This is a genomic window from Vibrio sp. KUL70 (assembly GCF_059725515.1).
Map to the genome: position 1 here is coordinate 2570113 of NZ_AP045834.1, position 21040 is coordinate 2591152.

Here is a 21040-nt window from a genome sequence, read left to right on the forward strand (position 1 = left end):
GTAACGTAGCGAGCATTTCACTGACTACGCAAACTTAAGCTGTAATAGCTCAAACTTAATAGGAAGAAGGACTTAACGACCGAATGGGTTGAAACCGCCACCCATGCCGCCACCGCCCATGCCACCCATCATACCTTGCATGTTACGCATCATGCCTTTCATGCCACCTTTCTGCATTTTCTTCATCATCTTCTGCATCTGGGTGAACTGCTTAAGCAGACGGTTAACATCTTGTACCTGAGTACCAGAACCTGCCGCAATACGTTTCTTGCGTGAGCCTTTAATAAGCTCTGGGCGCTGACGCTCTTTCATGGTCATTGAGTTGATGATCGCTTCCATTTGCTTAAACATCTTGTCATCAACTTTGTCTTTTACATTGTCTGGTAGCTGAGACATGCCTGGAAGCTTATCCATCATGCCCATCATGCCGCCCATGTTTTGCATCTGACCTAGCTGCTCACGGAAGTCTTCAAGGTCGAAACCTTTCTTCTCTTTGAACTTCTTAGCCAGCTTCTCTGCTTTATCTTGGTCTACGTTCTTCTGTAGGTCTTCGATAAGAGACAGAACGTCACCCATACCTAGGATACGAGAAGCAACACGATCTGGGTGGAACGGTTCTAGTGCATCGGTTTTTTCACCCACACCCAAGAACTTGATTGGCTTACCTGTGATATGACGAACAGACAGCGCCGCACCACCACGAGCATCACCATCGACCTTAGTTAGAATCACACCCGTTAGTGGAAGTGCATCACCAAAGGCTTTTGCTGTGTTCGCCGCATCTTGACCTGTCATTGCATCAACAACAAACAGCGTCTCAACTGGGTTAATAGCGGTATGTAGCTCTTTGATCTCGCCCATCATCTCTTCATCGATGGCTAAGCGACCTGCGGTATCGACAAGTAGCACGTCGTAGAATTTCTTCTTCGCGTGGTCAATCGCTGCATTCGCAATATCGATAGGCTTTTGATCTGCAGACGATGGGAAGAAATCCACACCAACATCAGCGGCTAATGTTTCAAGCTGTTTGATCGCCGCTGGACGGTAAACGTCGGCAGAAACAACCAGTACTTTCTTTTTATCGCGCTCGGTTAGGAGCTTAGATAGCTTACCTACCGATGTGGTTTTACCCGCACCTTGTAGACCAGCCATCAAGATCACTGCTGGCGGCTGCGCAGCAAGGTTAAGAGCCTCATTCGACTCACCCATTACCGCTTCAAGCTCAGCTTGTACGATCTTAATAAATTCTTGGCCAGGAGTTAGAGATTTAGAAACCTCAACACCTACCGCGCCTTCTTTAACGCGCTTTACGAAATCACGGACAACCGGTAGTGCAACGTCGGCTTCCAGTAGCGCCATACGTACTTCACGTAGCGTATCCTTGATGTTGTCTTCGGTCAGACGACCTTTACCGCTGATATTCTTCAGCGTTTTGGATAGACGATCCGTTAAATTATCAAACATAGTTTTCTCTTCGCTCAATCCTGCGACTATTACCGAGAGTATACATTAGCGTGGAATAGAGTCACACCCGTTGTCTGCGGTTAATAATGACGGTGTGTGATATAGGGCGCTGTTCACTAATAAATGAGTGAGGTTCACCATAGCCCAAAAGGGCGATGCAGGGTATAATTCGTGAATTAGTAATCATTTAAATGGATACCATGGACAGTCTAATTGCGATCGCAGCAGCCTTTCTATACATAATGGCCATATCCACGATCATCCCAGGTCTTGTGCACCAAACAGGAATCCGTGCCAAAACGGTACTGGTGAGCGCGTTTCTTGCTATCGCTTTTCATGCTTGGTTGCTGGGCGACTTAATCTTTAACGCCGGCGGTCAAAATCTCAGTATTCTCAATGTTGCCTCATTGATCAGTTTCATTATCTCGCTAGTCATGAGCGGGGCAATGCTCAAAAACCGTTTGTGGTTTATTCTCCCTGTTGTATACAGCTTTGCAGCCCTAAACTTGTTAGCCGCTGCGTTTCTCCCAAGTACTTTTATTAAGCATTTAGAGAACGACCCTAAACTGCTGATGCACATTTCTTTAGCGCTGTTCTCATACGCAACGTTAACCATCGGTGCCCTGTACGCAATGCAGTTAGCATGGCTTGATTACAAGCTTAAGAAGAAAAAAGCACTAGTGATTAACCCAAACCTTCCACCACTGATGATGGTAGAAAGGCAGCTGTTCAAAATCATTCTTATTGGTAATGGCCTACTGACGGGTACGCTATTAACTGGCTTTATTTTTGTTCAAGACATGTTTGCTCAAGGCAAAGCTCACAAAGCCGTACTCTCTTTTATCGCTTGGGTGATCTACTCGATTCTGCTTTGGGGTCACTACCAGAAAGGTTGGCGAGGCCAGAAAGTCACTTGGTTTGCGCTAGCGGGTGCAACCTTACTGACACTCGCCTACTTCGGTAGTCGCTTTGTTCAAGAAATCATTCTGAATTAATAGTTCGATATAAAAGGCAAGGTACACACCTTGCCTTTAATGTATGGCATACTTTACATTCAGTTGACATCTCGACCTGCATCGGTCATAAATTAATCAAGATACAAATTTAGGAAAGTAATAGTTTTGGACGACATATCTACGGGTATCTTATTTGCGCTACTCGCGTGTCTCATTGTAATTTCTGGTTATTTCTCAGGTTCTGAAACGGGCATGATGTCCTTGAACCGCTACCGTTTGAAACACCTCTCCCAGTCGGGTCATAAGGGTGCGCGCCGTGTAGAAAAACTTCTGAGCCGTCCTGACCGCCTCATCGGTCTTATCCTTATCGGCAATAACCTCGTTAATATTCTCGCTTCAGCTATTGCGACCATCTTAGGTATGCGTATCTATGGTGACCTTGGTGTGGCTATCGCAACGGGTGCCCTGACCTTAGTGGTCCTAGTTTTTGCTGAAGTCACCCCAAAGACCATTGCATCTCTTTACCCAGAGCGCGTCTCTTATGCCAGCAGCATTGTCTTAACGATCCTGATGAAGGTGCTATCACCACTCGTCGTGCTGGTTAACTTCATCACTAACGGTTTTATCCGCATCATAGGCGTCAAGGCAGATCACGATGCAACTGACCACCTGAGCTCCGAAGAATTAAGAACCGTAGTGAATGAAGCGGGTACTCTGATCCCACAACGCCACCAAGATATGCTGGTCTCTATCTTAGATCTTGAGCATGTAACCGTGAATGACATCATGGTGCCTCGTAATGAGATCACAGGTATCGACATCAATGATGACTGGAAATCCATCGTTCGCCAGCTGACTCACTCACCTCATGGCCGTATCGTGCTGTATCGCGATCAGATCGATGAAGTGGTTGGGATGCTGAGATTGCGTGAGTCATACCGCTTGATGCTAGAGAAGAATGAATTCAACAAAGAAACGCTTCTGCGCGCTGCCGATGAAGTCTACTTTATTCCTGAGTCGACACCGCTGAATATTCAACTACTCAAATTCCAACGCAATAAACAGCGCATCGGACTGATTGTGGATGAGTATGGGGATATCAACGGCCTAGTCACGCTAGAAGACATCTTGGAAGAGATTGTCGGTGAATTTACCACCTCAATGACACCAAGCCTATCAGAAGAGATCACACCGCAGAGCGACGGCAGCTTCCTCATCGAGGGCAGTGCCAATATTCGAGACATTAATAAAGGTCTTCAATGGAGCTTACCTACTGACGGCCCAAGAACACTAAACGGTTTGATCCTAGAGCACCTAGAAGACATTCCAGAGAGTCATCTGAGTGTTCAAGTTGCGCGTCACCCAATGGAGATTGTGGAGCTGGAAGAGAATCGTATTAAATTGGTGCGTGTTTTCCCGCAAATCATGCAAGAAACCACCAGCTTTAATACTTAGCCACAAAACAGGCTAACGCTACAATCATTGCTGTCTCAGCTGACACAAAAAAGCCCTGTTCTCGTTGAACAGGGCTTTTCATTTCAAGAGCGGTAATAAAACGAACTTAGTCGACCTTAAGCTCTTTTAGCATAGACTCAGGTAGAGCTAGCTCATCATTTTTGTTCACTGAAATACCTGCATCTAGAATGGCTTTAGCGATCTCTTTCGCTTCTTCTAGTGAGTGCATTGCTGCTGTACCACACTGGTATTCATTCAGCTCAGGGATCTTGTTTTGGCTCTCAACTTTAAGCACATCAGCCATTGCCGCTAACCAAGCATCAGCCACTTGCTGCTCTGAAGGTGTACCAATCAGGCTCATGTAGAAACCTGTACGGCACCCCATTGGAGAGATGTCGATGATTTCAACTTGTTCGCCATTTAGGTGTGCACGCATGAAGCCAGCATAAAGGTGCTCAAGAGTGTGAATTCCTTTCTCTGACAGGATATCTTTATTGGGTGCAGTGAAACGTAAATCGAATACTGTGATCGTATCTCCTTTAGGAGTCTGCATGGTTTTTGCCACACGTACCGCAGGTGCATTCATGCGTGTGTGATCCACAGTAAAACTATCTAATAAAGGCATTCTTCTTCTCCATGACGGTCGGTTTAGAAAAACCAACTCCGGTTGTCTTCCAGTTCTTGGCGGCACTGCTTCAGTTGCCAACCATAATCTTTCGCTTGCTGCTCAACTTTGCGAGCCACCTTAATCAATGACGGCTTGCTGTTATAGGTTTTGCGTTTATAGCCACCACGACCTTCGTGATAAGCCAAGTACTGATTGTATGGGTCCCATAAAGAGAGCCCTAATTGACGACGCGTTTCATTGGTATACCAGCCAATGAACATTAATGAGTCATCAAAATTCGTTCGAGAGCCACCATGTCCTGTCGCTTTTTGAAAGTCCTGCCAAGCCGGATCTTGCGCCTGAGCATAACCATACGCACTGCTAACATGTCCCCACGGAATAAAACCTAGTAGGTAGTCCTTCGGAGGGCGTGCATCATGTCGAAAGCTACTCTCTTGCTTAACAAATGCCATCGCCACATTAATTGGCGTACCCCACTCTTCTTGCATATCGAGCGCATCGTCATACCAAGAAGGGTTCTCTCGGAAAATACTACACAAGTTATCCTGTTTCTTAGGTGGAGGGGTTGCACAACCAGCTAGTAGGCTTACCGCAACCCCAAAAGAGATCCAAGATAACAATGGTCGACGCATGTTTATTGATACAGGTTGATTCCTTTCCACCACAAACTCGCTATTCGCTACGCTTTAAGATACGAAAAATAATCGGCCAAGAAGCTATCAAAGTCTTGAGTGCTCGCTTCTTCGACCTGTTTCTGGGCCATTACTGAGCGTGTCACCTCAGACTCCATTAACTCCGCAGAATAAACTTGGTATTGGTGCTCGCGGTGTGTCTGAGCATATTGTTTACCTAGCTCACAACCAACCTTACCTAAACCGCCGTGCTTTTTGGTCTCTTCCAATAATTGACCTGAAATCGTCAGTTCTGGGTTATCAATCCAAGCTTCTAGAGTATCGCATGTCTCTTGGTAAGCTCTACCACCCTGCTCAGCATCCATCAACTCAGCAATCACACGTAGATCTTTAAATACGCGCTTCGCCCAATCTTGTAGAGACAATCTCTCGCCATCGCATCCGATTTGCAGCTCAAGCCCGACTTGACGACCTTCAAGGATCACCTTGTTCCAGTTGTCGCGCCAGCACTCAAGTTCACAGTTGTCCATTTCAGCCGACTCAGATAGAACACTCCAAGTTAGGAATAGGTCTAGGAAGCGAACCTGCTGCTCAGTGATACCAATCGAGCTAAACGGGTTAACATCCAATGAACGAACTTCAATGTACTCAACACCACCGCGCGCGAGCGCTTCAGACGGCTTCTCACCACTTTTCGCCACACGTTTAGGGCGAATTGGTGCGTACAGTTCATTCTCGATCTGAAGAACATTACTGTTCAATTGACGATACTCATCATCAACCTTAATGCCGATTTGAGCAAACTCTTGTGATGGTGTACGAATCGCTTTGTTCAACCCTTCAAGATATTGCTCTAGGCTGTTGAAACCAATCTTAAGCACACTTTGCGCGCTGTTGGTGTAGCCAAGGTCACTTAAGCGCAGTGCCGTTGCGTTTGGCAGATACAAGGTGCCACCTAGCTGTTCAAACGGTAGCTTGGTTTCGCGGCCTTTGATGAATGAAGAGCATAGAGCAGGTGATGCACCAAAGAAGTACGGGATCAACCAACCAAAGCGGTAGTAGTTACGAATCAAACCGAAGTACGCATCCGATTTAGCATCGCTACGTTCTTGTTCAGTTTGCTCACCAAACAAGCTATCCCAGAAGCTTTCCGGGAACGAGAAGTTAAAGTGAACTCCTGAAATGATCTGCATCAGGCTACCGTAACGGCGCTTGAGACCTTCACGATATAGAGTCTTCATTTTACCCGTGTTCGACGTGCCATATTGAGCCAGCTGAATGTCATCTTCGCTACCTACGTAACAAGGCATAGACAGGGGCCATAGCTTTTCACCATTTAACTTGGTTTGAGTAAAGTGGTGAATGTCTGATAACTGGTTTAGAAGTGTCGGAACATCATTCGAGACCGGCGTAATGAATTCGAGTAACGATTCAGAAAAGTCTGTTGTTACCCACTCGTTGGTTAACGCAGAACCTAAAGCTTCAGGGTGAGGACCAGTCGCTAAACGACCATCTTCCTTGTAGCGGAGCGTTTCCCTCTCAACACCACGACCAAATTGAGAAAAGGTCTTTGGGTTGGTTGCAACTTGCTTCAGTCGCGCAGCAAAATCAGTCAAAATTCAGTTCACTTATCTTATATCGTTCTGATTAGAACTATCATAATTGGTGGGGAGAGAAAAACAGCTTCTCTCTTTTCTCCCCCTTTAATGTGTACTCTAACGAATGATTTCAAGCTCTTCTATGGGAATATCTAACTTTTCTAGTTGTGGACGCAGTGAAGCCGCATCACCCACGACAATAATTTGATAATCATTCGGATCAAACCAGCGTTTAGCAAGCGCATTAAGTTGCTCTTTAGAGACGTTGTTGACTATCTCATTGCGCTGCTTGAGATAGTCTTCATCAAGACCTAAGGTCACAATGTTACTTAACAGTCCCGCTTTCTGGCTTGGAGTTTCGTATTTGAGTGCATCTTGTTGACCGACTGCGAGGCGCATAAATTTCACCTCTTCATCAGTTAATCCACTCTGGCTAAACTCATTCAGCTCATTGATAAACTCTTGAATAGAGGCAACGGTCGCATTAGCACGAACTTGAGCACTGAATACCACCGCCCCGGTTTCACGATTACTTGCGAAGTAGCCGCTTGCTCCATAGGTATAGCCTTTGTCCTCACGTAGGTTCTGGTTCACTCGGCTATTAAAGTTACCTGCAAGGTTGAAGTTCGCCAATTGAGCTAAGTACTGCTCACCAGTCGCGTCAAAAGGCAGACCTTTACGTACCAAGCGAACAATGCTTTGTGGCGCATTTGGCTTGTCGACTAGGTACAGGTGTTGACCTTCTAATGGTGTAATGATCTGTGGTCGCGTCAATGGTGCCGCATCACCCTGCCACTCTTTAAAGAAGTTTAGCTGCTTTTCTGCCTCTCTTTTCGAGATATCGCCTACAATAACAATATTTGCCCCTTCAGGAGTATAGTGCTGATTGTAAAACTGTTTTACATCATCCAGTGTTAATGACTTCAGAGACTCTTCAGTACCATCACTTGAGCGGGCAAACAGGCTATCACCAAACAACACTTCACGTGTGGCCTGCGATGCCATCCAGCTCGGTTGTTGATGTTGATACACCACACCCTCTAGCATCTGTTTTTTTACTCGTTCGAAGTCTTGTTCGTCGAACTTAGGAGAGAACAGCACCTCTTCTACAATCGCCAATGTCTGAGCTAGGTTTTTCTCAAGCGATGACACTGAGATATCGGTGGTATAACTACCCGCGCTAATACTGACACTGCTGCCAAGCTTATCGAGCGTTGCCTGCAACTCTTCAACCGAACGCTGCGTTGAGCCCTCTTCCATCATAGCTGCGGTTAGGGTCGCTAAACCTTCCTGACCTTTTGCCACGTAACGCTCACCGGCCGGTAGCTGGAATTGAAGTTGCACCGTTGGTGTTTCTGTCGTCACGGTACCAATCAACTCACCACCATTGGCGTAGTGGACACGATACAATTCAGGCATGGTAGCGGTAACACCAAAAGTGACCTCTGGCATGACACTGCGATCAAAGGTATTAGGTGCCTTTCTAAACTCCAACTGGTCTTCTGTTACCTTGGTATATTCAGGTAGCGTGCGAGGTGGCGTCACAAAAGTCGCTTCACGCACAGCTAAATCAAGCTGACGACGAGGAACAACGCTTAACGTCACTTTGTGCTTATCTTGGACAAAGTCTTTATAGGCTTGAGCTACGCTCTCTGGGGTTACTGCTCGAATCTGCTCTAACTGGGATTCAATGCGATCTGGCTGGCCGTAGAAGGTTTCGTTTGAGGCAAGCTGAGACACTTTACCGCGAACACTTTGCAGCGCAAAGACTGCATTGGCCTCTGCCATGCCAGTAATCTGGTCAAGGCGCTCTTGATCCACGCCCTCTTTAGAGAACTTATCTAGCGTATCCAATAGTGCTTGGTTCAATACCGTTAGGTCGCCTTTCTTACCCGAGTCGCCCATCGCATAGACATAAAGCGTACATGCAAGCTCACCACAATCATGGAACGAACCGGCACTAACGGCTTTCTGTGTCTTGACTAGGTCTTGATACAGGTAACTGTTCGTTCCTTTACCAAGAACATCAGACAAGGCATTCAATGTCGCTTGTGTTTCTTCACCACGGTAAGTCGTTGGCCAACCAACTAAAACCATTGGCTGGCGAATATTATCTTCAAGCGTAATGTATTTGTCTTCCGTTAAGACTGCTGGTTGCTTCTCAGCTTTCTCGGCTTCTGGTCCTCTAGGGATCGGTCCAAAGTATTTGTTCACCCACTCAAGTGTGTCTTCTACATCAATATCACCACCGATAGTCAGTACCGCATTGTTTGGGCCGTACCAACGAAGGAAAAAGGCTTTAAGATCATTAACATCAACGCGGTCAAGATCTTCAACATAACCAATCGGTTGCCACGAATATGGGTGACCTTCAGGATAGAGCGCCTCCCCCATGCGTTCCCACATTAATCCATAAGGACGGTTTTCGTAGGTTTGAGCACGCTCGTTTTTCACCGTGTCTCGCTGAATCTCAAATTTTCGTTGAGAAACTGCATCCAACAAGAACCCCATACGATCAGACTCCAACCACAGCATTTTCTCTAGCTGATTTGATGGCACGGTTTCAAAATAGTTGGTTCGGTCTCGATTGGTGGTGCCGTTTAAAGTACCACCCGCTTCGGTGATGATCTTGAAGTGCTCTTGATCACCTACGTTCTCAGAGCCTTGAAACATCATATGCTCAAAGAAATGAGCAAAGCCAGATTTACCAATCTCTTCTCGCGCAGAGCCGACATGGTAAGTCACGTCAACATGTACCAAGGGATCAGAATCATCCGGTGAAAGGATGACGGTTAAACCATTCTCCAACTGATACTTTTTGTATGGAATCACAACTTTATCGCTAGAAGGTTTCACCTCATCAACAAGCGTGATGCCTTCTGGCAAGGAAGAAAATAGGGAAGTTGAGCTAGGTACTTGATGAGAACACCCTGCAAGGGCAATAAGAGAAAATGTACCCAGTAAAACCTTCTTCATAGGTTCTCCTTAGAAAAAACCAAAATAGATGCCAGCCAATAAGCTGTAGCGCAGTGCTTTGCCTATCGCAATCAATATCAAACTTGGTAGGAACTTCATTCGAAGCCAACCCGCAGCGAGACATAAAGGATCACCAATCACGGGCAACCAGCTAAACAATAAGGTCCAATAACCATAGCGGCGCAGCCAAGATATAGCTTTATGACCATGCTTCTCGGATTGAGTTCGATTCGGTAACCATAAACCTATCCAATAGTTGGTTAATCCACCTAGGGTATTACCCACAGTGGAGACTAAAATAATCGAGAATGTTGAAAATTGGTTAAGGCTCAAAGCGGCAATAAGACTGGCTTCTGAACCTCCGGGTAACAGTGTGGCACTGAGAAAACCACTAATGAACAGTACCCATAGCGCGGAATCAGAGAACCACAGCGCTATGGCTTCAAACAATGAATTAAATGATTCTAACACTTCATATCCAGTAGAACTTTACCTCGAGTATGACCCGTTTCAACCTGTAAGTGTGCCGCTTGTGCTTCCTCCATTGGGAAGATACGTTGCACTTCTGTCTTCAAGAGACCAACACTCACCATGTATAGCATGGTATCCATCTGCTCTGGTTGTGGCTCAACCAACATACCGCTTGCTGTAAAGCCTAACAGCTGAGCCTTTTCACAGATAAGCTCTGCCGATAGTGTTGGCACTGTGACTACGCGTGCACCATCTTTAAGACACTTAAGTGCATCAAGCGCCGTGTCGCCACCAACGAGATCAATCAGAACATCAACGTCAGACACTCGCTCAGACGCAGGAGCAAACTGATAGTTGATAGCATGAGCCCCCAATGTAGCAAGGTAGTCGAGGTTCGCTTCACTGCACGTCGTGTAAACTTCGGCTTTTGCGGCGACGGCAATCTGTACCGCTAAGTGACCAACACCACCTGCGCCAGCCAATATGAGAACACGGTCGCCCTCTTTCACTTCAGCTTTGTTCAGTGCCTGTGCAGCAGTTTGGCTGGCTAGTGGCAGTGCTGCCGCAGCTTCTAAAGTCACAGAATCAGGTACCGCACTCAGAGCACTCTCAGGTACAGCAACGTATTGGCTATAGCCGCCACCTTGCAGCGGAAAACCAATGAAACCTGCGACATTAGCGCCAATAGAGAAGCGCTCTGCCGACTCACCACAAGCAATCACTTGACCCGAAATGTCGTAGCCAGGAACCCAAGGTAGGTTATCTTTATTCTGTGCAGCCGCCCAACCTAATCCCGCACGGGTTTTAACATCAATTGGGTTAACGCCAGAGAACGCAACCTTAACCACTACCTCACCCTCTTGAGGTTCTGGTATCGCACTGGTCTGAAGTACAAGATTTTCTACCCCGCCAAACTCGGTAATCGCTATCTGTTTGTTTTCCATTTAAACATGTCCCTAATTAGTTAAAACCTAACGAATAAAAGAAAGGGATGCACAAGCATCCCTTCGACTATAAACCATTTTGTTGGGCTAAGTTAACCACTGGTTTGAAAATTAACCACCAATTAACTCAACCGCTTGGCAAGATGTAACCTGCTTAACCCACGAGAGCTAACAAGATACCTGCCGCTACCGCACTTCCCAGTACGCCCGCAACGTTTGGACCCATAGCATGCATCAGTAGGAAGTTTTGTGGGTTAGCCTCTAGGCCAACCTTGTTCACTACACGTGCCGCCATTGGTACAGCAGATACACCCGCCGCACCAATAAGAGGGTTGATGTCTTCTTTGGAGAACTTATTCAATAGCTTCGCCATTAACACACCGCCCGCAGTACCGATACTGAATGCAACAGCACCTAGGCCAAGAATACCAAGCGTCTCTAAGTTCAAAAATGTGTCCGCTTGCAGCTTAGAACCAACACCTAGACCAAGGAAGATAGTCACCACGTTGATCAACTCGTTTTGAGCTGTCTTCGATAGACGATCAACCACACCCGCTTCGCGCATCAAGTTACCTAGACAGAACATACCGACTAGCGGCGTTGCCGATGGCAGGAACAGAATCGTCATCAGCAGCACAGCAAGCGGGAAAAGGATCTTCTCACCCTTACTTACGTGACGCAGTTGAGCCATCTGAATTTTACGCTCTTCTGGAGATGTCAGTGCCTTCATGATTGGCGGCTGGATAATGGGTACAAGCGCCATGTAGCTGTATGCTGCAACCGCAATCGCACCCAATAGATCCGGAGACAACTGGCTGGCTAAGAAGATTGCCGTTGGGCCATCTGCACCACCAATGATCGCGATAGACGAAGCATCCGCCATCGAGAACTCCATACCAGGGATGTAGTTCAGCAAGATCGCCCCAAATAGCGTTGCAAAAATACCAAACTGCGCTGCCGCGCCAAGCCACAATGTTTTCGGGTTAGCGATCAACGCACCGAAGTCAGTCATGGCGCCCACGCCCATAAAGATCAGAAGCGGGAAGATGCCCGTCTCAATCCCGATGTAGTAAACGTAGTACAGCAGACCACCCGGCTCGGTAAAGCCAGCATTGGGAATGTTCGCCAATACTGCACCGAAACCAATCGGTAGCAGTAATAGGGGTTCAAATCCTTTACGAATTGCCAAGAACAACAGTAAGCAGCCGACCAACATCATGCAGATCTGGCCAAACTCAAAGTTAGCAATACCCGTTTCAGACCATAAGGTCATCAATCCTTCCATGGTACTCCCTTACGCCAAGCTTAGTAGTGGAGCGCCTACAGTAACTGCATCGCCTTCTTTAACATTCAGTTCTTGTACGATACCACCACGTGCCGCACGAACTTCTGTCTCCATCTTCATCGCTTCTAGAATCAGTAGCACATCACCTTCTTCTACCTGAGCACCAGGCTGTACGTTGACTTTAAAGATGTTGCCAGCCAATGGTGCTGGTACAGATTCCGCGTTCGATGCTGCAGGCGCTGCTGGTGCGCTTTGCTGAGCTGGTTGTACTGCAGGTGATACTGACGTCAGTTGACCTTGAGGGCCGACTTCAACATCGTATACTTGACCATCCACTTTCACGCTGTAGCTTTCAATACCACCCGCGACTGGCGCAGGAGCAGCTGCTGCTGGAGCTTCAACTTCAGCACCTGGTGCAGGTTCAAAGGCTTCAGGGTTGTGGCGATTCTTAAGGAACTTAAGACCAACTTGTGGGAAAAGCGCGTACGTCAGCACGTCATCGACGGTATCTTCAGCCAGAGAAATACCTTCTGCTTTCGCTTTTTCTAACAAATCAGTAGTTAGATCATCCATTTCTGACTTAAGCAGATCAGCAGGACGACATGTAATTGGCTCTGCACCATCTAGTACTTTCGCTTGCAGTTCAGCATCCAGCTCAGCAGGCGCTTGACCGTACTCGCCTTTCAAAAGACCCGCTGTTTCTTTGGTGATGCTCTTATAGCGCTCACCCGTTAGAACGTTGATGACCGCTTGTGTACCGACAATTTGAGAAGTTGGCGTTACCAGTGGGATGTAACCTAGCTCTTTACGTACACGTGGGATCTCTTCCAGAACTTCATCCATGCGATCCGCAGCGCCTTGCTCTTTGAGCTGACCTTCCATGTTCGTCAACATACCGCCTGGTACTTGAGCAATCAAGATACGTGAGTCGACACCCTTCAATTGACCTTCCCACTTCGCGTACTTCTTACGAACTTCGCGGAAGTAAGCAGCGATCGGTTCAATTTGGTCAAGCTTAAGGCCAGTTGCACGCTCAGTGCCTTCCAGCATAGCAACAACCGTTTCTGTTGGTGTGTGGCCGTATGTACAGCTCATTGAAGAGATAGCGGTATCTAGAATATCGATACCCGCTTCAACCGCTTTCACAGCAGTTGCTGTTGATAGACCCGTTGTCGCGTGGCTGTGCAGTGCCAGAGGAACATCACACGACGCCTTAATACGCGTGATTAGCTCTTCTGCTTCATAAGGCTTCAGTAAGCCCGACATATCTTTGATACAAAGCGAGTGACAGCCTAGATCTTCTAATCGCTTAGCAAGATCAACCCAAGTATCTGCGTTGTGCACTGGGCTTGTGGTGTACGACAGAGTACCTTGAGCGTGTGCGCCAACATCAACTGTTGCTTTTACCGCTTTCTCAAAGTTACGTACATCATTCATTGCATCAAAAATACGGAATACATCCATCCCGTTCTTATGTGCACGCTCTACAAATTTCTCTACCACGTCGTCTGCATAATGACGGTAGCCTAAAAGGTTTTGACCACGAAGTAACATTTGCATTGGGGTATTTGGCATCGCTTTTTTCAGCTCACGTAGACGCTCCCAAGGGTCTTCTCCCAAGAAACGAATACATGAATCGAAGGTTGCTCCGCCCCATGTTTCAAGTGACCAGTATCCGACTTTATCCAGTTCAGCTGCGATTGGCAGCATATCCTCGATACGCATTCTTGTAGCAAATAGTGACTGATGGGCGTCACGAAGTACCACGTCTGTGATAGCTAGTGGTTTAGACATGCTCATTAACTCCTTTTAATCCTTTTAATTGCTACTTAGCAGTCGATACACGGTATTGATGAACCGCGGACGATATTGCTGCCACAACCTGTGGACTAACAGCAGAAGGGGTTGATTGTGATTTTTGAATTGTTTTTGGTGCAGCGATCGGCTCGGGTACTTCTTCTGGTACCAGTTTCGACATTAACCGAACGAGATAAACGAGAATAGTTAAGAATATAAAGACGACAGACATACCTGTCACCATTAGGGTTGCCGCATCTCCTAGCAGGCTTCCTATATTAGTCATGTTGCTTCCTTTCTTTGTCATCCTGACATGTGTGCAGGATTTCAGCGAATAATGATCCCGACCCTTGGATTATCTCGATTGGTAAAAGTTTGTCAATTTTGTTTAAGGTAGTGTTACGGATAACACACAGATCAGGTTAATTATTCGCCATACAGATCACATAAATCTGATAAATTAGTGATTTTCAGGTGAATAAACTGCGACTTAATTAGGTGTTTTTCTGGAAATGATATGAGCAAGGTGGAATAGATAGTTAGATATGACTAATTATAATAAATACAACAAGTTACCCAAAACCAAATATTAACATTTAGTTAACATTAAAAGCTCGAGACGAAAAAAAACCTCGTATAAACGAGGCTTTTTTTGAAGAGTGGCGCGCTCTGGAGGATTCGAACCTCCGACCGCCTGGTTCGTAGCCAGGTACTCTATCCAGCTGAGCTAAGAGCGCGCGGTTTTGTATCAACCTAAGTTAATACTCGGATTCCATACTCATTCGAGAGAAAACCGTTAAATAGTGGCGCGTCCTGGAGGATTCGAACCTCCGACCGCCTGGTTCGTAGCCAGGTACTCTATCCAGCTGAGCTAAGGACGCACGGTTTTTGATATCGGTGTTACCAACATCAGGAGTTCACGAGGAAATCCTAAATAGTGGCGCGCTCTGGAGGATTCGAACCTCCGACCGCCTGGTTCGTAGCCAGGTACTCTATCCAGCTGAGCTAAGAGCGCACGGTTTTGTATCAACCTAAGTTAATACTCGGATTCCATACTCATTCGAGAGAAAACCGTTAAATAGTGGCGCGTCCTGGAGGATTCGAACCTCCGACCGCCTGGTTCGTAGCCAGGTACTCTATCCAGCTGAGCTAAGGACGCACGGTTTTTGATATCGGTGTTACCAACATCAGGAGTTCACGAGGAAACCCTAAATAGTGGCGCGCTCTGGAGGATTCGAACCTCCGACCGCCTGGTTCGTAGCCAGGTACTCTATCCAGCTGAGCTAAGAGCGCACGGTTTCGATATTAATTGCCAAAGGCATAATAATCAATATCAGGATTCTCATTCTCTTGAGAAAGAGAGCCCTTGAATAAGTGGCGCGTCCTGGAGGATTCGAACCTCCGACCGCCTGGTTCGTAGCCAGGTACTCTATCCAGCTGAGCTAAGGACGCACGGTTTTCGATATCGGTGTTCCAATATCAGGAGTTCAATAAGAAACCCTAAATAGTGGCGCGCTCTGGAGGATTCGAACCTCCGACCGCCTGGTTCGTAGCCAGGTACTCTATCCAGCTGAGCTAAGAGCGCACGGTGTTTCACTCTTCCGAATGAAGTTGTGAAATATATCACACTTTGCTTACAACGAAACAAAAAAAAGGCCATCGGCCTGTAATGAATGGCGGTGAGGGAGGGATTCGAACCCTCGATGCAGCTACAAACCACATACTCCCTTAGCAGGGGAGCGCCTTCGGCCACTCGGCCACCTCACCTAATTCATTATTATCACGCCTATCTTATGATAAGAGAGATAATGGCGCGCTCTGGAGGATTCGAACCTCCGACCGCCTGGTTCGTAGCCAGGTACTCTATCCAGCTGAGCTAAGAGCGCACATATTGTTGTCTAACTTGCTACGTTTAGACTCGCAAGAAATGGCGGTGAGGGAGGGATTCGAACCCTCGATGCAGCTACAAACCACATACTCCCTTAGCAGGGGAGCGCCTTCGGCCTCTCGGCCACCTCACCGTCTTGCGGAGGCACATATTACGTTTTACCGAAAATATGTCAAACACTTTATTGAAAAAAAATGGATAAAAACACTCAACCGTTTGCAATTTAATCAAAGCGCTTGCTATTTGAACTTATTCGTATCAAAAGGCTCTTTTTCCCTTAAAAATTAAGGCGAAAGATTAGCGAGATTGCGTGCTGAATTAAGTTATCTAGTTTTCAACAATGACATTGTCAGTGCATAAGCAACCATACTACGAGCCTAAAAATTTCGCTACATGTGAATGCAAGAAAAAAGACAAACTCGTGACACAGCTATAGTGTTTAGCGGTGAAAGTGGAATTGCAGTAAATGCTTCAATCACCCACTATCACTCCCACCTACTCTTGGTTCAACACACCAAGATCAAAAAAGGCTAGCAACCGTGCTAGCCCTTTTTCTACGCGAAAGTATTAGTAGTTGCCAGATGCAACGTTACCATTACCTTTTTCAGCTTGAATGCGCATGTAGATCTCTTCACGGTGAACAGATACTTCTTTAGGTGCATTAACACCAATACGTACTTGGTTACCTTTAACGCCTAGTACAGTCACTGTTACTTCATCACCAATCATCAGTGTTTCGCCAACGCGGCGAGTCAAAATTAGCATTCTTTGCTCCTTGAATAATCTCTAAATTTATCTAGCTACGAGAGCATTATCCACCAAAAGTTATATTTTCGTAAACTATCGAATGAGTTTATTTAACTAAAATGCACTTCTTTTTTCAGATAACCCTGTGTTTCACGCGCTACGATGTATGCTGTGTGTAGTATGTTAGCAGCTGTATCGACCTGGTCGGGAGAAACCACCAGGGTTAAAGACTGCTGCTGTAATAAGTGATGCTGTACATCAACCTCGCCTTCAGACAACAATCCATGTGAACTGACCACAATATCTTGTGTTCGACTACCTACTACAGTTAACAAACTAACTTGTTCACTATTACGGATTTTTTCAGCAAAAACTAGTTTTAATTTCGTACTTGCGTCGCGTTTAATCACCACCGCTGCGCGTTCTGTTTCCTCGATCACACTACACACTTCTATACCAAGCAGTTGCGCTTGTGATATGAGAGACGATAACTCTTCTACTGCGCACTCTATTAACACCATATCTTTCTGAATGGCGATGCCAGATATGTCATTCAAACACTCTTCGCCGCAGATCAATGTCCCCTCGCCTTTCTCAAAGCTTGATAACACGCGCAGTGGCACTTGATGCTTCCATGCAAATTGAACGCATGGCAGGTGCAAAACCTTAGCTCCGCAGCGCGCCATCTCTTCCATCGAAGGGAAATCCAGTTGAGGTAGGCGTTTGGAATCCGTAACCACTCTTGGGTCACAAGAGTAGACGCCGTCAACATCAGTATAGATCTGACACTCTTGGGCATCGAGTGCACCCGCAAGTGCAACAGCGCTGGTATCTGAACCACCGCGGCCAAGGGTTGTGATATCGCCTTTACTATTAACGCCCTGAAAGCCCGCCACAATCACGATCTGTCCTTGTTCGAGCAAAGCCTTGATCGGCGCGGTATCAATATGAGTGATGGCTGCGTTGTTGTGGTTTGAGTCGGTATGAATCTTGGCTTGATAACCTGTCATCGATGTCGCTTCATAGCCCAATTTGTGTAACGTCATTGCTAATAGAGCCATCGAGACCTGTTCACCGGCTGTCAGTAAGACATCCAACTCCCTCGCGTTAGGTACGCAATCTATCTGATTGGCTAAATCAACTAATCGGTTTGTTTCTCCTGACATTGCAGAGACCACCACCACGACTTGATTACCGTCGTTCTTTGCTTCAATGATTTTCTCTGCAACTGAGTGGATTCTCTCGATAGAGCCCACTGACGTTCCACCAAATTTCTGCACGATAAGAGGCATTTTCACCCGTCCTCACCTTCCCAAGACCAATGTCTATATATGACAAAACAACACACTTCGCGTCATAGCGAAGTCATAAAAATTACCCAAAAGGTCGGAATAGGCTCTCGACCTCTTGGCTAATTTCAATGCATTCGACAAGTTCGAGTAGTTAACGACGATGCAAAATAAAAGATGCCCAATCGACGGATTGGGCATCTTTGAATCAAGAGATAAGTTTTATAGGCGCTCTTCTAGCCATGGTTGAACTGACTTCATCGCTTCAGGTAGAGCGGATACATCAGTACCACCTGCTTGCGCCATGTCAGGACGACCACCACCTTTACCGCCAACTTGCTCAGCAACCATCTTCACTAGGTCACCCGCTTTTACTTTGCCGATAAGATCTTTAGTTACACCAGCGATAAGACCAATCTTGTCACCGTTGATGTTAGCTAGCATCACGACACCACTACCCATTTGGTTCTTAGCGTTATCAACCATAGTACGTAGGTTCTTAGGATCCGCACCTTCCATACCAGCGATCAGAACTTTCACGCCGTTGATTTCTTGTGCTTTACCCATGATGTTTGCACTTTCAGATGCAGCCATCTTCTCTTTTAGCTTTTGAATCTCTTTCTCTAGAGCTTTCGCCTTAGAAGCTGATTCAGCAATCTTCTCTTCGTACTTCGCTTGTTGCTCTTCGATAGCATCAAGTGCTGCTTCACCCGTTACCGCTTCGATACGACGGATACCCGCTGCGATACCACCTTCAGAAGTGATCTTGAATAGGCCAATGTCACCTGTGTTTGAAGCGTGGATACCACCACAAAGCTCAGTCGAGAACTCACCCATAGACAGTACGCGAACTTCATCATCGTACTTCTCACCGAACAGTGCCATTGCACCTTTCGCTTTCGCTGATTCGATGTCCATGATGTTGGTTTCAATCACATGGTTCTTACGAATTTGTGCGTTAACTAGACGCTCAACTTCTTTTAGTTGTGCTGGTGTTACCGCTTCAAGGTTAGAGAAGTCAAAACGTAGGTTGTCAGGCTTAACCAAAGAACCTTTTTGAGCCACGTGCTCACCAAGAACTTCGCGCAGTGCCGCGTGAAGTAAGTGAGTTGCAGAGTGGTTCAGAGAGATAGCAGCACGACGCTCAGCGTCTACTGTTGCTTCTACTTTATCGCCTTTCGCGAACACGCCTTCAACTAGCTCACCGTGGTGTGCAAATGCATTACCTAGCTTTTGAGTGTCTTCAACTTTGAACAAACCAGACGCAGTTTTTAGCGTACCTGTATCACCACATTGACCACCTGATTCCGCGTAGAATGGTGTCTCTTCAAGGATGATGATAGCTTTATCGCCCGCAGACAGAGAAGCAACCTCTTCGCCTTCAACGAACAGTGCAGAGATTTCGCCAGCACCTTCTGTACCTGTGTAACCACAGAATTCAGTGTTGGTTTCAACTTTGAGCGTCGCATTGTAGTCAGTGCCGAATTGGCCCGCTTCACGTGCACGCTGACGCTGAACTTCCATCGCTTTCTCGAAGCCTTCTTCATCAATCGTGAAGTCGCGCTCACGAGCTACATCATTGGTTAAGTCAGCTGGGAAGCCGTAAGTATCATAAAGTTTGAATACGGTTTCACCGTCTAGCTCTTTGCCTTCAAGTGCGTCTAGTGCTTCGTTCAGGATAACCATGCCGCGCTCTAGTGTGCGGCCAAAGTTTTCCTCTTCGATACGAAGTACTTTCTCAACAAGCTCTTGTTGCTTCTTCAGCTCATCTGCTGCAGAGCCCATCACTTCAGCCAGTACACCCACAAGTTTGTGGAAAAATACGCCTTGTGCACCAAGCTTGTTGCCGTGACGAACTGCACGACGGATGATACGACGTAGAACGTAACCACGACCTTCGTTTGAAGGCATAACGCCATCCGCGATCAGGAATGAACAAGAACGGATGTGGTCAGCAATAACGCGTAGCGACTGGTTTGATAGGTCTTCGTAACCGATCGTTTCAGCCGTTGCTTTGATTAGCTTTTGGAATACATCGATTTCGTAGTTTGAGTGTACGCCTTGCATGATTGCAGAGATACGCTCAATACCCATACCTGTATCTACAGCTGGCTTAGGTAGCGGTTCCATTGTGCCGTCTGCGTGACGGTTGAACTGCATGAATACGTTGTTCCAGATCTCGATGAAACGGTCACCATCTTCTTCAGGTGTACCAGGACGGCCACCCCAAATGTGTTCACCGTGATCGTAGAAAATTTCAGTACATGGACCACAAGGACCTGTGTCACCCATTGTCCAGAAGTTATCAGACTCGAACTGTTTACCGCCTTCTTTGTCGCCGATGCGAACGATACGGTCAGCAGGTACACCTACTTTCTTGTTCCAGATATCGAATGCTTCGTCGTCTGTCTCGTATACCGTTACCAATAGACGATCTTTAGGCAATTGAAGAGTTTCGGTTAGAAATTCCCAAGCAAACGCAATCGCGTCTTCTTTGAAGTAGTCACCAAAACTGAAGTTACCAAGCATTTCAAAGAATGTGTGGTGACGAGCCGTGAAACCTACATTTTCAAGGTCATTGTGTTTACCACCAGCACGTACACAACGTTGAGCCGTAGTCGCTCGAGTGTAGGCACGCTTTTCGGCGCCTAAGAAACAATCTTTGAATTGGTTCATACCTGCGTTAGTAAATAGCAGGGTTGGATCGTTATGTGGAACTAACGATGAACTGTCTACGATTTGGTGTCCTTTGCTCTCAAAGAACTTAAGGAACGCGTTGCGAACCTCATCAGTGCTCATGTACATGCAGCTCTTCCTGAAAATAGTCGAGTTAGAATTTTGCGCTATTGTAGACCAAGCAAACGCTGACGACTAGTTTTCTAGCGTAAAAGAGTCCTTATAGGGTCAGTT

The 21040-nt window shown here is 46.5% G+C and carries 15 protein-coding genes and 10 tRNA genes; 2 read left to right on the forward strand and 23 right to left on the reverse strand.

Annotation, left to right across the window (positions count from 1 at the left end):
• Nucleotides 1-72: 72 nt before the first annotated feature.
• Nucleotides 73-1464 carry a signal recognition particle protein gene (ffh, locus tag AC6I7V_RS11315; RefSeq protein WP_261903141.1) on the reverse strand — a complete coding sequence of 464 codons (1392 nt, stop codon included), beginning with the start codon at nt 1462-1464 and terminating at the stop codon, nt 73-75.
• Nucleotides 1465-1664: 200 nt separating this feature from the next.
• Between ffh and AC6I7V_RS11320 the strand changes: the two genes are divergently transcribed.
• The gene (locus AC6I7V_RS11320; RefSeq protein WP_239841213.1) at nt 1665-2459 is read left to right on the forward strand and encodes a cytochrome C assembly family protein; all 795 of its coding nucleotides are present in this window, start codon (nt 1665-1667) and stop codon (nt 2457-2459) included.
• Between the two features lie 126 nt (nt 2460-2585).
• A complete protein-coding gene (locus AC6I7V_RS11325; protein WP_239841214.1) occupies nt 2586-3875 on the forward strand; it encodes an HlyC/CorC family transporter in 1290 nt (429 codons plus the stop codon).
• A gap of 106 nt (nt 3876-3981) precedes the next feature.
• Here the strand turns inward: AC6I7V_RS11325 and luxS are convergent, their stop codons facing one another.
• From luxS to alaS, 22 genes are all read right to left on the reverse strand, one after another.
• On the reverse strand, nt 3982-4500 hold the full coding sequence (gene luxS, locus AC6I7V_RS11330; RefSeq protein ID WP_032549766.1) for an S-ribosylhomocysteine lyase: 519 nt from the start codon (nt 4498-4500) through the stop codon (nt 3982-3984).
• A gap of 23 nt (nt 4501-4523) precedes the next feature.
• Nucleotides 4524-5135: a transglycosylase SLT domain-containing protein gene (locus AC6I7V_RS11335; protein ID WP_498011679.1), complete on the reverse strand. Its 612-nt coding sequence runs from the start codon at nt 5133-5135 to the stop codon at nt 4524-4526.
• A gap of 47 nt (nt 5136-5182) precedes the next feature.
• Entirely contained in the window at nt 5183-6751 is a 1569-nt protein-coding gene (gene gshA / locus AC6I7V_RS11340) for a glutamate--cysteine ligase (protein WP_498010906.1), read from the reverse strand.
• 99 nt (nt 6752-6850) lie between these two features.
• Complete coding sequence (locus AC6I7V_RS11345) at nt 6851-9709, reverse strand: M16 family metallopeptidase (protein ID WP_498010907.1); 2859 nt, start codon at nt 9707-9709, stop codon at nt 6851-6853.
• A gap of 9 nt (nt 9710-9718) precedes the next feature.
• The gene (locus AC6I7V_RS11350) at nt 9719-10180 is read right to left on the reverse strand and encodes a YqaA family protein (RefSeq protein ID WP_032549771.1); all 462 of its coding nucleotides are present in this window, start codon (nt 10178-10180) and stop codon (nt 9719-9721) included.
• On the reverse strand, nt 10174-11124 hold the full coding sequence (locus tag AC6I7V_RS11355) for an NADP-dependent oxidoreductase (protein ID WP_261882078.1): 951 nt from the start codon (nt 11122-11124) through the stop codon (nt 10174-10176). The genes AC6I7V_RS11350 and AC6I7V_RS11355 overlap by 7 nt, the downstream gene beginning before the upstream one ends.
• Nucleotides 11125-11278: 154 nt before the next feature.
• Nucleotides 11279-12409 carry a sodium ion-translocating decarboxylase subunit beta gene (locus AC6I7V_RS11360; RefSeq protein ID WP_261882079.1) on the reverse strand — a complete coding sequence of 377 codons (1131 nt, stop codon included), beginning with the start codon at nt 12407-12409 and terminating at the stop codon, nt 11279-11281.
• A gap of 9 nt (nt 12410-12418) precedes the next feature.
• Nucleotides 12419-14203: a sodium-extruding oxaloacetate decarboxylase subunit alpha gene (gene oadA / locus AC6I7V_RS11365; RefSeq protein ID WP_498010908.1), complete on the reverse strand. Its 1785-nt coding sequence runs from the start codon at nt 14201-14203 to the stop codon at nt 12419-12421.
• A gap of 31 nt (nt 14204-14234) precedes the next feature.
• The gene (locus tag AC6I7V_RS11370) at nt 14235-14492 is read right to left on the reverse strand and encodes an oxaloacetate decarboxylase subunit gamma (protein WP_032549775.1); all 258 of its coding nucleotides are present in this window, start codon (nt 14490-14492) and stop codon (nt 14235-14237) included.
• A gap of 374 nt (nt 14493-14866) precedes the next feature.
• A tRNA-Arg gene (locus tag AC6I7V_RS11375) sits at nt 14867-14943 on the reverse strand.
• Between the two features lie 67 nt (nt 14944-15010).
• Nucleotides 15011-15087 (reverse strand) — tRNA-Arg (locus AC6I7V_RS11380).
• Between the two features lie 57 nt (nt 15088-15144).
• Nucleotides 15145-15221: transfer RNA gene (locus AC6I7V_RS11385), tRNA-Arg, on the reverse strand.
• 67 nt (nt 15222-15288) lie between these two features.
• A tRNA-Arg gene (locus tag AC6I7V_RS11390) sits at nt 15289-15365 on the reverse strand.
• A gap of 57 nt (nt 15366-15422) precedes the next feature.
• Nucleotides 15423-15499, reverse strand: a tRNA-Arg gene (locus AC6I7V_RS11395).
• An 82-nt stretch (nt 15500-15581) separates the two neighbouring features.
• A tRNA-Arg gene (locus AC6I7V_RS11400) sits at nt 15582-15658 on the reverse strand.
• 56 nt (nt 15659-15714) lie between these two features.
• Nucleotides 15715-15791, reverse strand: a tRNA-Arg gene (locus AC6I7V_RS11405).
• Nucleotides 15792-15880: 89 nt separating this feature from the next.
• A tRNA-Ser gene (locus AC6I7V_RS11410) sits at nt 15881-15973 on the reverse strand.
• A gap of 42 nt (nt 15974-16015) precedes the next feature.
• Nucleotides 16016-16092, reverse strand: a tRNA-Arg gene (locus AC6I7V_RS11415).
• Between the two features lie 42 nt (nt 16093-16134).
• Nucleotides 16135-16227 (reverse strand) — tRNA-Ser (locus AC6I7V_RS11420).
• A 434-nt stretch (nt 16228-16661) separates the two neighbouring features.
• On the reverse strand, nt 16662-16859 hold the full coding sequence (csrA, locus tag AC6I7V_RS11425; RefSeq protein ID WP_004415691.1) for a carbon storage regulator CsrA: 198 nt from the start codon (nt 16857-16859) through the stop codon (nt 16662-16664).
• A 92-nt stretch (nt 16860-16951) separates the two neighbouring features.
• The gene (locus AC6I7V_RS11430) at nt 16952-18133 is read right to left on the reverse strand and encodes an aspartate kinase (protein ID WP_498011680.1); all 1182 of its coding nucleotides are present in this window, start codon (nt 18131-18133) and stop codon (nt 16952-16954) included.
• A gap of 219 nt (nt 18134-18352) precedes the next feature.
• A complete protein-coding gene (gene alaS / locus AC6I7V_RS11435) occupies nt 18353-20935 on the reverse strand; it encodes an alanine--tRNA ligase (protein WP_498010909.1) in 2583 nt (860 codons plus the stop codon).
• Nucleotides 20936-21040 lie beyond the last annotated feature (105 nt).